At 54.9% G+C, this 14,155-nt stretch carries 10 protein-coding genes; 6 read left to right on the top strand and 4 right to left on the bottom strand.

Annotation, left to right across the window (positions count from 1 at the left end; all coding sequences use genetic code 11):
* From Q8Q07_05870 to Q8Q07_05855, 4 genes are all read left to right on the top strand, one after another.
* Window positions 1-250 (top strand): hypothetical protein (locus Q8Q07_05870; GenBank protein ID MDP3879814.1); only part of this gene is annotated, 250 nt, incomplete at its 5' end.
* A gap of 12 nt (window positions 251-262) precedes the next feature.
* Entirely contained in the window at window positions 263-1,561 is a 1,299-nt protein-coding gene (locus Q8Q07_05865; protein ID MDP3879813.1) for a putative sulfate/molybdate transporter, read from the top strand.
* Window positions 1,562-1,659: 98 nt separating this feature from the next.
* Window positions 1,660-2,982 carry an MFS transporter gene (locus tag Q8Q07_05860; GenBank protein MDP3879812.1) on the top strand — a complete coding sequence of 441 codons (1,323 nt, stop codon included), beginning with the start codon at window positions 1,660-1,662 and terminating at the stop codon, window positions 2,980-2,982.
* Window positions 2,983-3,088: 106 nt separating this feature from the next.
* Window positions 3,089-4,075 carry a hypothetical protein gene (locus Q8Q07_05855; GenBank protein MDP3879811.1) on the top strand — a complete coding sequence of 329 codons (987 nt, stop codon included), beginning with the start codon at window positions 3,089-3,091 and terminating at the stop codon, window positions 4,073-4,075.
* Window positions 4,076-4,131: 56 nt separating this feature from the next.
* Here Q8Q07_05855 and Q8Q07_05850 read toward each other — a convergent pair whose 3' ends face one another.
* The 4 genes from Q8Q07_05850 to mfd all read right to left on the bottom strand — a co-directional run bounded on the left by Q8Q07_05850 (window position 4,132) and on the right by mfd (window position 11,302).
* Window positions 4,132-4,566, bottom strand: coding sequence for a hypothetical protein (locus Q8Q07_05850; GenBank protein ID MDP3879810.1), 435 nt, complete (start codon window positions 4,564-4,566; stop codon window positions 4,132-4,134).
* Between the two features lie 197 nt (window positions 4,567-4,763).
* Window positions 4,764-6,455: an alpha-glucan family phosphorylase gene (gene glgP / locus Q8Q07_05845; protein ID MDP3879809.1), complete on the bottom strand. Its 1,692-nt coding sequence runs from the start codon at window positions 6,453-6,455 to the stop codon at window positions 4,764-4,766.
* Between the two features lie 785 nt (window positions 6,456-7,240).
* Window positions 7,241-7,747, bottom strand: coding sequence for a hypothetical protein (locus Q8Q07_05840; protein MDP3879808.1), 507 nt, complete (start codon window positions 7,745-7,747; stop codon window positions 7,241-7,243).
* Between the two features lie 99 nt (window positions 7,748-7,846).
* Window positions 7,847-11,302: a transcription-repair coupling factor gene (gene mfd / locus Q8Q07_05835; protein MDP3879807.1), complete on the bottom strand. Its 3,456-nt coding sequence runs from the start codon at window positions 11,300-11,302 to the stop codon at window positions 7,847-7,849.
* Between the two features lie 163 nt (window positions 11,303-11,465).
* Here mfd and proB point away from each other — a divergent pair, with 163 nt between their 5' ends.
* Complete coding sequence (gene proB / locus Q8Q07_05830; GenBank protein ID MDP3879806.1) at window positions 11,466-12,620, top strand: glutamate 5-kinase; 1,155 nt, start codon at window positions 11,466-11,468, stop codon at window positions 12,618-12,620.
* Between the two features lie 169 nt (window positions 12,621-12,789).
* The gene (locus Q8Q07_05825) at window positions 12,790-14,052 is read left to right on the top strand and encodes a glutamate-5-semialdehyde dehydrogenase (GenBank protein ID MDP3879805.1); all 1,263 of its coding nucleotides are present in this window, start codon (window positions 12,790-12,792) and stop codon (window positions 14,050-14,052) included.
* The last annotated feature ends 103 nt before the right edge of the window (window positions 14,053-14,155 follow it).

Here is a 14,155-nt window from a genome sequence, read left to right as displayed (position 1 = left end):
TCTCTCCAGATCCATCACCTCTTTCTCATCCAGGGGAACGGCGGCTTTTCTGATTTCCAGCATTTATACCTCCAGTTCAGGAGTTATCTCCTGGATGAGTCCGGTATATGTCTCTGTCAAGGTCTTCTTTTCCACCTTGCTGCACAATGAGAGCCGCGTGATAATGGGAGTCGATAATTCAGATGCTGTTTACTTCTTATTTTCTTGCCAGAATGAGGCACGCTACTGTAGACTAAAAATGAAGGAGTGAGGTATAACAGCTGTGGGTGATATTCCGTTAGCAGTTCTGGAGAAACGACGGGAAACAGGAAATACTCTTCCTTTTGACGTGACCATCAGGTGCAGCCGGCAGTCCGAAGACCAGCCATTGAAACGGCCGCGCTTCGTTTTCAACCTGAAAGAGCTTTCTGGTGCGCTGGGTGACCTCGGTACTTTCTTGCCTCACGTGCTGGGAGCGATTTCTGTCGCTGGCCTCTCGCCGGCGGGTGTATTTGTGGCCTTCGGACTCTTCTACCTGGGTAGCGGCGTTATTTACGGCATCCCCATCGCTGTCCAACCTATGAAAGCGGCTTCAGCCGCACTTCTGATTCAAGGTATGTCGCCGGCGGAAGTGGCTGCAGGCGCCTTACTTATCGGTATCTTTTTCCTGGTCGCCGGGTTAACCGGCCTGGTGAACCTGCTCGCTAGGATAACACCAGCCTGGACCGTAGCGGCCATACAACTCAGCCTGGGATCTTCGCTGGCCTGGCTGGGTCTGAAGCTGGCCTGGTCGCAGCCCTTGCTGGGTGGAATCGTGGTTACCATTATGCTCGCGTCGATATTTGTCCGCAGGGTACCTGCCGCGCTGGTGGGACTGGTCATCGGAGTGGGTCTAGCTTTTCCCCTGGGTATCAACACCAGCATCCCGAAATTGGATTGGGGTTGGCATCTTCCTGTTGGTGTTATTCCCGGAATGCAAGACTTCCTGCGAGCCAGCTACGTTACGGTACTACCTCAAATTCCGCTCACGCTCACCAACGCCCTCATTGTAACTTCCGCTCTGGCACACCGGTACTTCCCGAAAGAGAAGCACCACGCGACGGTACGTAACCTGTCGCTGTCTACGGGCATCGGGAATCTGATGTCGGCACTTCTGGGCGGCTACATGATGTGCCATGGCGCGGGGGGTCTCGCAGGTCATTACCGGTTCGGTGCTCGCACGGGCGGTGCTCCCGTCATGATTGGGGCATTCTTCCTCTTGCTAGGGCTTTTCCTGGGAGGTGGTGGTCTTGCCTTGCTAGCCCTGATTCCGGTTGCTGTCGTCGGTAGCCTGCTCCTGTTCAGCGGCATTGAACTGGCAAGCTCCTCCCGCGCCTGGCGGTTCCCGAGACTCACGGCGGGACTCGCCGCAGGCATCGCCGTACTGGGTTTTGCGGTGAATCTGGCAGTGGCGTTTGCGGTCGCACTGGCATTATCCTGGTTGTTGAGACGATGGCGACCGGACCTCTTGCCCGCCAGCACCAGTACGGAGAGCAATGACGAGTACCTCTGCTCGCGAGATCAGCCTTCCGAGGCTAACTGACTCCCGGGAAGACCAGAGAAACACTCAGGAATACAACCTATCCAGGCACGTACACCGGAACGGATAATGTGCTATAATGACGCTGGTCTATTAAGAACATGGAACGAGAAGCGAGAGCGAGAAGACCCGTCATCTTTTATGGCTGGATAATTGTCGCTATTTCCCTCGTCACGCTGACTATCGCTTATGCCACGCGGTTCTCTTTCTCCGTTTTCTATGTGGCTATCCTGAACGAGTTCGGATGGTCACGGGCGGAGACCGCTCTTGCCTTTTCCATCAACCTGATAGTTTACGCTTTACTCAGCCCCATTTCAGGCGCGCTCATTGATCGCTTCGGGCCGAGGGTGGTGTTTCCCGCCGGAGCCGTAATTTGCGGGTTGGGCTTACTGGGACTCAGCCAGCTTAGCGGTATATGGCAGCTTTACCTTTTCTCCGGGCTTCTGGCGGTGGGCATCAGCCTTATCGGCTATATCACCCACTCCGCCCTGCTAGCCAACTGGTTCTCGTTAAAACTGGGGACAGCCATCGGCTTTGCCGTCATCGGCATGGCACTGGGCAATACCTCATCCCTGCCGATACAGCAATTAATCAATATCACTGACTGGCGGCAAGCTTACCTTGTACTTGCCTTCATTGTTGTTGGTCTTATCGTACCACTCACCGCCGTTTTCCAGCGGCATCATGCCAGGGATATGCGGCTGCCAATGGACGGCATTGCCGGATATGAGGTTAATCCCGGAAGCGATGGCAAAATAACAGACAGACCGGACCCGCGCGTCGTGAACCATGAATGGGCCGCTATCGAATGGACACTGCCCAAAGCCATGAAGACGGATAAATTCTGGCTCCTGTTCATGCAGACATTCAGCTCAGGAATTGCCTTCAACCTGATACTGGTACACACGGTAGCGCTCATTGTTGACCTCGGCTACAGCAAGATACTGGCCGCCAGCATCTTCTCTCTTATTGGCGGTCTGGCTCTGGTCAGCGGCCTCGGGGGTTATATCTCCGACCGCATCGGCCGCGAACTGACTTATACTTTGGGCGTGCTTGGTATGTGCGTGGGATTATTTGCCCTGCTGATGGTCAGAGATACATCCTCCCCCTGGCTGCTCTACGTCTTCGCGGTATTTTTCGGGTCTTGCCAGGGCGCCCTGAGACCCCTGACGATGGTGGCGAAAGCGGATGTATTCAAAGGTAAACACATGGGAACGATTATGGGCGCCAATAACCTCAGTTACGGTACCGGTGGCGCCATCGGCGCCTGGCTGGGAGGTTATCTTTTTGATATCAGCAACAGCTACACCCTGGCTTTCAGCCTGACTATCCCGCTGCTGACAATTGCGTCAGCTTTCCTGTGGGCGGCGGCACCGAGGAAAATCAGAGTTGTCGGAGGGAAGATAAGTAAACAACCCACCTAACCCCGGCCTGTTACCTGACACAAAGCCGTCCTCCTATGAGCATAAAGATGCCCACAACACCACCCATTCCGTTCTCCGATTGATTGATTAAAGTTAAAGTGAGGCAATGAAGAACAAAATGAGCGGACACCAGTATCAGACAAGGGGGATACTCCTGGCGGGAATCAAAAGAGGCTGGGGTAGTTTTATCTGGATAGCCCAGATTATTATCCCCGTTTCATTCCTGGTGACTCTCCTCCAGTGGACAGGCTGGTTAACCAGCCTGGACTTCCTGTTAGACCCACTGATGAGACTGCTCAATCTGCCTCCTGAAGCTGCTCTTCCCATCATCAGCGGGATGGTGATAAACCTCTACGCCGGTATCGCCGTGATGCACGCCATACCCTTCACCACCGGGCAGATGACCCTGATTGCCGTATTTAGCCTGATTGCCCACAACCTCATCGCTGAGGGGATTATTCAGCACAGGTCCGGGCTTAATGTCATCAAGACAACCCTGATACGTATTACGGCGGCCACCATCGTCCTGTTAATCGTAGGCCGGTTCTTCAGTGATACCAGCCAGAGTATCGCCATTCCCGGCAGTCTTACCGTCCAGGCTCCGATACTCGAGGTACTCAAAAGCTGGGCAATCAGCACGGGTGGCCTCATGATCAGAATCCTGGGCATCGTGATGACCATTATGATTTTGCTGGAGTTCTCGGCGACACTGAAATGGACCGACTACGCTCATCGCGTGTTTCGACCCCTGATGCGGATAATGCGCCTTTCCGACCGGACGGCGACCTTATGGCTGACCAGCGCCGTTTTCGGGTTGATGTATGGCGGAGCGGTCATCATCGATGAAGCTAAAAAGGGTAATTTGACCAGGGAAGAACTGGAGCGCCTGCATATCTCCATCGGCATCAATCATTCTATGGTTGAAGACCCGGCTTTATTCCTGGTGCTGGGACTGAATCCGTTCTGGCTGTGGGTACCCAAGCTGATCATGGCCATAGCTGCGGTGCAAGCTTATCGAGTAATAAGATTCCTGAGCTACAGGCTGTCTCCGGTAGCGAAAAATACAGAGAAAGAAGGTATAAGCTCCTCTTAAACTGCTCGCCTTTCATTTCAGCAATCAGCGAGATGCCGTTATCAAAAACTCTTTGCTTACCTCAGTTTTTCAACGCTCGACAGCAGGCGGTATTCCTCATCAGCAATATCTTTCCCCTCCTCGGGATAGGGTTCTATATGAAAAGTGAGCCGGTAACTCCCGAAAGTGAGCTGAACAGGCTGGTCGGTCAGTCCGGGTTCGGTCAACTCTACCCTTGCCAGTGACCCGTCAGCCGTAACCTGCACCACGTAGCGTACCCTGCCTTCCCAGATACAGACGACGTTTCGGGGACAACGGCTGTCCTCGAGCACGCCCTCGAATTTGATTTTCAGTTCCTCTCCAGTGATTACGGCGCTCTGACCCGGAGAGAGGGAGAACTGTTGTCCCAGGGCAGCCTTCACTTCACCGCTATTTCCGGCACAACCGCCCGGCAGCAGCCCGAGAATAACCAGCAACACCAGGACTAAAGCATTCTTTACCTGCCAGACCATCGACAAAACCTCACAGCATTATTCGGGCACTACAGTATAGTGTCTCAGAGATTACCACAATCATCGCAACCATACTGGATTCCCGCGAAGGCGGGAATCCAGTATCTCCACCCCCCTGGATTCCGTATCAAGCCTGTCCTGGCGACAGGCCAGGGTAAGGAATGACAGATATTGTAAAGCTGTTATTGAGACACTCTCTAGATAGTGCCAGCACGGAGGTAAGCATTCTGGAGGTACTGGGCGACCATACGCTGGGCGTTAAAATAGGAACCGTTGAGGGCGATAACGGAGCGCATGATACCGGCAAAATCGTCAGGGCAATCGTAAAACAGGGGCAGAATCACCTTCTCCAGCTTATCATAGAGACTGGCAATCTCAATCTCCGGTTGTGCCTCAGACCGCCAGCCATCACCAATCGACCAGCCGGTAACATCCTCCACGTGACCCTCAACCCACCAGCCGTCCAGGATACTCAAACTGGGCACGCCGTTCAGGGCGGCCTTCATCCCGCTGGTGCCGGATGCTTCGTGCGGTTTCTGCGGGGTATTCAACCACAGGTCCACCCCCGAGCACAACAACTTGCCCAGGGTAATGTCATACTCCTCCAGGTAGACAACGGGGATAACCTCCTGAAGGGAGCCCGCCTCAAAGATACGCCGGATAAGAGCCTTGCCGCCCTCATCCCGAGGATGGGCTTTTCCGCCGCAGACGACCTGAAAAGGCCGTCCCCTGGCAATGCTTTGCAGTCTCTCCAGATCGCTAAAAAGCATGTCGGTACGCTTGTAGGCAGTAGCGCGCCGTGCCATACCGATGGTCATTGCCTCCGGGTCGAGACAGACGCCGGTACGCCGCTCCACCTCCATGAACAGTCGCTGCTTGGACTCCAGATGAGCTTCCCGGATTCCATCCAGCGGGACTTTAATAGCATATCGCAGGTAGAGGTTATCGCGGCGCCACTCCGGGATATAGCTGTCATACAGTCTCTGAAAGGGGAGTGATGTCCAGGTCAGCGCATGCACCCCGTTGGTGACGGAGTCGATGTTGTGGTTGGAAAAAAGAGTACGTGAAATCTCCTCATGCCGCATGGAAACACCGTTGACGTAGCCGGAAAAGTCCACTGCCAGGTTAGTCATGCTCAAGGCACCATTATTGCAGCACTGAGTAGTCAGCAGGAAATCCATGCGCTCATCCCCGAGCACCTCCCGCACCAGGTTAAGCGAGAAGTTGTCATGCCCGGCCAGCACCGGGGTATGGGTGGTAAAGACACAGCGCCGGCGTACTGACTCTCTATCAGCCTCGGTTATTGAGTCGAGATTTCTTCCCCAGGCCTGCTCTTCCATGAGCGCCAGAACCGCGAGGGCGGAGTGCCCTTCATTCATGTGGTACGCCCGGATTCTCTGATAACCGAGGGCGCGCAGCATGGCGATGCCGCCCAGGCCGAGCACAATCTCCTGGCACAGGCGGTAACGGTCGTCGCCGCCATATAGGCGCCCGGTAAGACCGCGGGCAAAGGAGGGATTCTCCGGGATATCAGTATCCAGAAAGTATACCGGCACAGAGTGGCCGAATTCGCTGCGCACCAGGTAACGCCATACCTGCACTTGCACCTGACTACCGGCGATGGTTATTGCAACCCGTAGCGGGAGTAACTCCAGAAAATCATGAGGGTACCAGCCGGAGTCGCTCTCTGACTGGTTTCCTGCGTCGTCCAGGTGCTGGCGAAAATAGCCCTGCCGGTGCAGAAGGGTCACCCCGACTGCCGACAGATTCAAATCGGCGGCGGCTTTGATGGTATCCCCGGCCAGTATTCCCAACCCGCCGCTATATGTTGGTATCGCCGGGTCGATACCAAACTCCATCGATAAATAGGCGAAAGTTAATTCATCCAACTGATAATGTTTCTATATTACTCTACTGGAAGGCGGGATGCAAGAAATATTCCGGGAGATAGTGGTTACATAGCATCAACTAACACTACCTTTTTGTTATTTTCTTGACTCTTTTAGCTTCTTGTTGGACCTTTTCCATCTCGAGCTTTATAGAGAGAGGACTGAGATTATTCCTTTCATTGCGAGCTTTCCCCATAAGGATGAAACAATCTCAAAGACGCTTTCTGAGCCTTATCCCCCTCACTTCCCCCTTTCCCCTGCCAGGTATATTATCTCAAATGTCATTCTAAGGGAGCACGGCGACCGAAGAATCTCGGGGTGAGGTGGATATGAAGTCAAATACCTTCCCCAAACTCCTCAACCCTATCCCTTGAAGTCATCTGAACTGTCATTCCAGGAGTCCATCGGGACGACCGAAGAATCCCGAGGAAATACGTTCTTAATCCTATCCCCCTCAATTCCCCCTTTCCCTTGGCAAGGGAAAGGGGGAGGCTGGTTACGCGGGCAAGCATCCAGCCGGAAGAGACGCCCGGGATGTGATGGCAAGCACGGCAAAGGTACAGGTCACAGCCTCGGCATGGAAATAGCAACTGGAAATATCAGGCTGGATGTTTTAGCCCCTCCCCTATGGAAAGAGAGGGGGTTTCTTAAAGGGGGAGCTTTGCTCCCCCTTTAAACTTCCTTAAGGGCGGCGGGCGGGAAAAGATAAATGGGGGGAGGAAATGAAAAGACGGGCGAAAGCCCCTCTTAGAATACTGAGGATACATAAGTAATGGGTAGAATATCTACCCCAGTTTCCTATCTAAGAGGGTTTTTACTTCCGTTAAGTTTGGCAATAAACCTTTGTTAATAATTTCTTTCATTGCTTCAAAAACAGTGGTTTTACTCTGCTTAGAGCCAGTCATCGCTGAACCTGCTCCCCATTTTAATTCCTCAACCGCATGCATAAGGTCATGTATACTACCAAGAAAACCACATGCACCCTCCATTTTTTGGGCAATATCATAATCCTTAGAAGAGACGGCACCTCTTACCGAAATCCAAGCAGATTCGTAAAGGTGAGGGCATGTAGCAACTACTACTCGGTTTTCCTTCAAGTTATCAAGATTTGTGTCTATCCACCTGCTTATCAAATCAATATTATCTATATTTGTGGATACTTCACTTCTCAGGTTTTCTAAAGCCTTCCTATACTCTCTACGGACAGATAACCACTGAGAAAACCAAACAGAAATAAGAGCTACAATCAATGAGCCTACGAAGGTAACAGTATATTGCCACCAAATAAGCATTTTCTATCCTCAAGCCTCATCTATATTTGCATCATACCCCATTCCTTTGTCAAGAAGTAAGCCTGACCCTTCGTTTTGTCAACTATATCTAATATTATATCACCCCACTCTCCCCACCACCTCCTCCAGCACCTTCCGCCATTCCTTGCCTATCCGTTTGGGGTTGAGGTGGAGGCGGAGACCGCGCAGGTAAACCGCGCCATCCAGGAAAGGCGCCAGTTTCTGTTTATCAAAGCGCATGCCTTCAAACAGTCCCATGACAATTTCTCCGTGGTCGGTAGAGACGGACTCGATACCGGCCCGGGCCGCCATAACCTTTATTTTCAGTACGTAGAGCAGGTTTTTTACCTCCGCCGGCATGGAGCCGAAGCGGTCAGTAAACTCCTGTCCCAAGACGCCTACCTCTTCAATGCTGTCCAGCGCCGCCATTTTATGGTAGAGCACCAGCCGGGTAGTGAGGTCAGGAACATAATCTTCGGGGATGAAGGCGGGCAGAGGCAGGCTGACGGTCGGTGAAGGCAAGCGTGACGGGCGGGTATCGGGTTCGGTAATCCCGCTTTGCCTGGCTTTCTCTTCTTCCACCGCCTGCGCCAGCAATTGAGAGTAGAGATGGAAACCGATAGCACTGATATGGCCGCTCTGCCTGAAGCCGAGCAGCGTACCCGCCCCCCGGATCTCCAGGTCTCTCATGGCTATTCCAAGACCGGCGCCAAGCTCGGTGGCTTCAAAGATAGTCCGCAGGCGCTTCTCCGCCGTCGAGGTCAGGTGCTCGCCTCTGTCATAGAGGAAATAGGCGTGGGCCAGGTTAGCCCCACGCCCTATCCGTCCCCGCAACTGGTAAAGCTGGGTCAGTCCAAACTTGTCCGCCTGGTTAACAATCAGGGTATTAACGTTAGGCAAATCCAGCCCTGATTCGATAATGGTGGTACAGAGCAAAACATCACTTTTACCCTGGACGAAGTCAGCCATCACCCGCTCCAGTTCCCCCTCCACCATCTGTCCATGAGCGATGGCCACGCGCGCTTCAGGGACAAGATTCCGGAGCTTATGAGCCATCAGGGCGATGCTCTGCACCCGGTTGTGAATAAAGAATACCTGGCCGTTCCGTTCCAGTTCCCTGATTATCGCTTCCCGTACCAGGCGCTCATCATACCCGGCGACATAGGTCTTGATGGGCAGGCGTTCCTCGGGAGGCGTTTCCATGATACTCATGTCCCGCACCCCGACCAGGGACATGTGCAGGGTACGCGGTATTGGAGTGGCACTCAGTGTGAGCACATCCACCTCCCGCCTCATCCGCTTGAGGTATTCCTTGTGGACAACGCCGAAACGCTGCTCCTCATCAATAATCAACAACCCCAGATCTTTGAAAATAACATCTTTTTGCAGAAGACGGTGAGTGCCGATACAGATGTCCACCGTCCCGTCCGCCAGTCCGTCAATGATAGCCTGCTGTTCCTTAGCGGTGCGGAACCGGCTCAATACTTCAACCCTTACCGGGAAAGCCATCATTCTCTGGCTGAAGGTAGCAACATGCTGCTCCGCCAGCACCGTCGTCGGTACGAGCACCGCCACCTGCTTGCCGTCCATGACCGCTTTGAAGGCGGCGCGGAGCGCCACCTCGGTCTTACCATAGCCGACATCCCCGCAGACCAGGCGGTCCATCGGCTTCGCCTGCTCCATGTCCGCTTTCACCTGCTTCTGCACCGTCATCTGGTCCGGAGTCTCAACGTAGGGGAAGGAAGCCTCCAGTTCCTGCTGCCAGATTGTATCCGGAGAAAAGGCAAAAGCGGGCGCTACCTGCCGCACCGCGTAGAGAGTCAGCAGTTCACGGGCAATCTCCGCTACTGACTCCTTGACCTTTGTTTTAACGCGCGACCATTCCTGGGTGCCCAGCCGACTCAATACCGGCTGCCGTTCCCCGGAGCCGATGTAGCGGCTGACGCGGTCTATCTGGTCGGCGGGGACATAAAGGGTATCACCGGCGGCATATTCCAGTACCAGGTACTCCTTGTCATTACCACTGATACGGCGCGTGGTCACGCCGGAAAACCGGGCGATACCATGATCAACGTGCACCACGTAATCGCCTGGAGTTATGTCAGCAAAGAGCTTTTGGTGAGATACCGGGCGCTTCTTCATCTGCCGGTGCTGCTTGACGAAACCGAAGAGCTCGGCATCAGTAAACAGGCAGGTATCCCCATTCATAGTCCAGCCCTCTGACAGCAGCCCCTGCACCAGAGTCAGTGAGCCGGGTGGAGGCACCTGCTTGACTTCAGTAAGCGGCGCCGCCAGGATATTATCTTCCTCAAGCAGCTCCGCTAAACGGCTGGCCTGATGGCTGACCACAATGAGACGTTGTCCCTCAGCCAACATCTGTCCAACCTTTTTGATGAATGCCGGTAACTGCCCGGCATAGCTCGGGGCAGAGCTAAAATTCAGTTCATAGCACGGCTCACTGTCAGCGGTACCCCAGGCTGTCAGCTCCAGGGACTGACGCTCTGACAGCAACGGCTCCAGTTCATCCCGGGTAAAATAAGGCCTGGATGAATCAGGTGGCAAGTCTCCCCGCTCCAGTCTCTCCGCCCGCAGCTCACCAGCTTTAGCAGCCAGATCTTCAATAGCCGCCTTAATATTCTCCGGTTCATCGATTATCAGCAGAGCATCCTGAGGTAGATAGCTTAGAATACTGTCCCGGTTAAATAGCGAGGCGTATAACAGCCTGTCCGAACTTTCCATATCTGGTGACGCCGCCAGTTCCTGTTTCAACCGTTCTCTCATCCCAGCACCCGAGACAGCGGTTAATTCTTCCTCTCCACTAACGGGAGACGTCAGCAACTCCGCAGCCGGGCCGACGACGATAGATTCAACCATCTTCCGGGAACGCTGGTCTGCCGGGTCAAAGAGACGGATGCTGTTCACGGTATTCCCCAGGAATTCCAGCCGGGCGGGCAATTCACCGGTCGGCGGGTAAATATCCACGATACCCCCCCGATGGCTCATCGTGCCAGGTACTTCCACCGTACTCTTCAAGCGGTAACCCATCGCCTGCCAGCGACCCAGCAGCTGGAACGGCTCAGCTTCCATCCCCTGGCTGATAGTATGTACCGCCGCCGTGAAATCACGAAACGGGACTGTCTTCTGCGCCAGCGCCAGGGCTGAGACAACAACCAGAGGGGGCAATACCGGCGATTCCCCGTCACCGGGGGCAACATTGGCCAGAGATGACAGTACCTGGAGTCGCTCCATCTCAGTAGAGTTACCGGCGGTGATATGCTCGTAGGGTAGAGCGTCAGGCTCAGGGAACAGCTTTATCTGGCCGGAATCACACCATGCCAGCAGTTGCTCGTAGAGTCGTTTACTGTTTTCCGGTTGAGCGGTAACCACCATTACCGGCCGCTGCTGGCTCCGGTACAGGGCCGCGATAACATAAGGTTTGGCCGCCTCCAGCATTGCCGCCCGGGCATTGTTACCCGAGTTCAGTTTGGCAACAAGCTGGCGGTAAGCCGGCATATCATCGATTAGCTGTAGTAACTGTTTCAGGCTGGCTGGCATCTCTCTCCCCAAACACCTCTAGGGCTAGCTGCAAACAACTAGCCCTCAATGCAATTCTAACACGGCGCCCGGCGCTGCCTCAAGGCTATCCACGTCCTAAAAATATCAGGGCCCTTTGCCCAACTGTTGTTTCACCCGCCCTGGGTTGCTATAATGAAGCAGAATGGCTGAAATCAGAAGTGAAAAATCCGTCTCAAAGACTCCGACCTCCTGCCGGCGGATAGTGGTCAAGCTGGGCACCAGTCTGCTCACCGGCGGCAGTGACCACCTGAACCCGGAAATAATGTCCGGGCTGGTTGCCCAGATAGCCCGGCTGCACGGGCAGGGGCTGGAGCTGGTCGTGGTCTCTTCCGGGGCCGTCGCCGCCGGGCGCCATAAGCTGGGAGTGAGCCGGGGCCGGCGGGGCATCCCTTTTAAACAGGTGCTGGCTTCCATAGGACAGGGCCGGTTGATGAACGTCTATGAGCAACTGTTTGCTGAACATGATATCACGGTAGCCCAGGCTTTACTGACCAGGGCGGACCTGACTGACCGCGCCGGTTACCTTAACGCCCGCAATACCCTGCTCGCCTTAATGGAGCTCAGAGTTATCGGTATCGTCAATGAAAATGACGTTGTTGCCGTGGATGAACTCCACGAAGCCAGGTTCGGCGATAACGACAATCTGTCCGCCATGGTCGCCAATCTAATCGATGCCGACCTGCTCCTGATATTGACCGATATTGCCGGGCTGTATACCGCCGACCCGCAGCGCCACCCGGACGCCTGCCTTATCCCACAGGTAGAGCGGATAAACGCTGAAATCGAAAGCCTGGCTTTCGATGGTACTGGCAAGCTGGGCGTGGGGGGGATGGCGACCAAGATTGAGGCGGCGAAGCTGGCGACCGCATCCGGAGTAAAGGTAGTCATCGCCGACGGCAGAGAAGCTGATATTATGACACGGCTGGTCAATGGTGAGGCGGTAGGTACCTGCTTTCTGCCCAACGTCAGCCAGCTGGAAAGCCGGGAGCGGTGGCTATTAAGCGGTCTGAATACCCGGGGCAAGCTGGTGGTGGATAGCGGCGCGGCACTGGCACTGAAGAAGCAGAACCGCAGCCTGCTGGCGGCCGGTATAGTCCAGATTGGGGGCAAGTTCAGCCGCGGGGACACGGTCAATATCTATGACACCCAGGGGGTGCGTCTGGGATGCGGCATCACCAACTACAGTTCAGCGGATATCGCCCTCATCAAGGGGGCACACTCCCGGAAGATCGTCGACCTTCTCGGCTATGACTACGGCTCAGAGGTGGTGCACCGTAATAACCTGGTGATATTATAGGAAAATTTGAAATCCAAGATAACATGTCATTGCGAGGAGCGTAGCGACGTGGCAATCCGGGAGGGGTTGCAGCTTCCCCACCACCCGGATTGCTTCGCCTTCCGACTTCATCGCAATGGTCTCGCAATGACATTTTCAGAAAACATTAAACACCCGATGAGGTAGTGTTATGAATGAACTCAGGATAAAAGGGGATGCGGCTAAAGCGGCTTCCCGTAAAATGGCATATCTACCCACGGAGATTAAGAACCAGGCCCTGGCGAACATCGCTGATGACCTGCTCGGCAAAAAGGATAAAATCCTGGCCGCCAATAAAATCGATTACCGGGAAGCGGAAGCGTCCGGGATGGATGCCGCCATGCTTGACCGGCTGCTGCTGAACGCCGACCGGCTTGAAGGAATGGCAAAAGATGTCCTGGCAGTGGCCGCCCTGCCCGACCCGGTAGGCGAGGTCTTTGACATGCGCACCCTGCCCAACGGCTTGACCATTGGCCGCAAGCGGGTGCCCCTGGGAGTAATCGGGACTATCTATGAAAGCCGCCCCAACGTTACCATAGACATTTCCGTCCTCTGTTTGAAGTCAGGCAACGCCGTTATCCTCCGGGGCGGCAAGGAAGCAATCAACTCCAACCGCGCCCTGGCGGAATTAGTCCAGGAGGCAGCCACCCGGGCCGGAGTGCCGGAGGGAGCGGTACAGCTCATCGAGAATACCGACCGGGCACTGGTCAATGAGTTGCTCAAGATGAACAACATCATTGACCTGATTGTTCCCCGCGGCGGCGCCGGGCTGATAAAATTCGTCTCGGAAAACGCGACCATGCCGGTGGTCACCGGCGGCATGGGCGTTTGTCATACCTATATTGATCGCAACGCCGATATCACCCAGGCGGTAGCCATCGCCTTTAATGCCAAGGTACAAAGGCCCACGGTATGCAATGCCCTGGACACGCTGCTGGTCCACAGTGGCATTGCCCGGGATTACCTGCCCCTCATCGCCGCCGAGTGGGCTAAGGCAGGAGTAGAAATGCACGGCGACGAAAGGGCGCTGTCCATCCTGAAAACAGACTCTTCCCTAAAACTGGTGCCGGCTAGGGAGGAGGATTGGGGCAGGGAGTTCCTGGCGCTGGTGGCCGCCGTCAAAGTGGTGGACTCCCTAGATGAGGCGCTGGAGCACATTGAGCGCTACGGCTCCGGCCACTCCGAGGCTATCATTACCGGGGACTACAGCGCCGCCAACCGCTTCCTCAACGAGGTGGATGCTGCCTGTGTCTATGTCAATGCCAGCACGCGCTTCACCGATGGCGGGCAGTTCGGGCTGGGGGCGGAGGTGGGCATCAGCACCCAGAAGATGCACGCCCGGGGGCCACTGGGACTGAAGGAACTGACCAGCTACAAGTGGATCATATCCGGCAGCGGGCAGGTACGCCCTTAGACACCTTGCGGACTAGTCCTGCTTGCGTAGACTCGGATATGAAACCCCCACGATAACCGACCCAACGGCGCAGAGGATACCGAAAAGGGCTAAGCCATACGGG

This window comes from Dehalococcoidales bacterium (assembly GCA_030698765.1).
Taxonomy (GTDB): domain Bacteria; phylum Chloroflexota; class Dehalococcoidia; order Dehalococcoidales; family UBA2162; genus JAUYMF01.
Note: the sequence above shows the minus strand (reverse complement) of the source record. Positions and strands in the feature narration are given on the sequence as shown.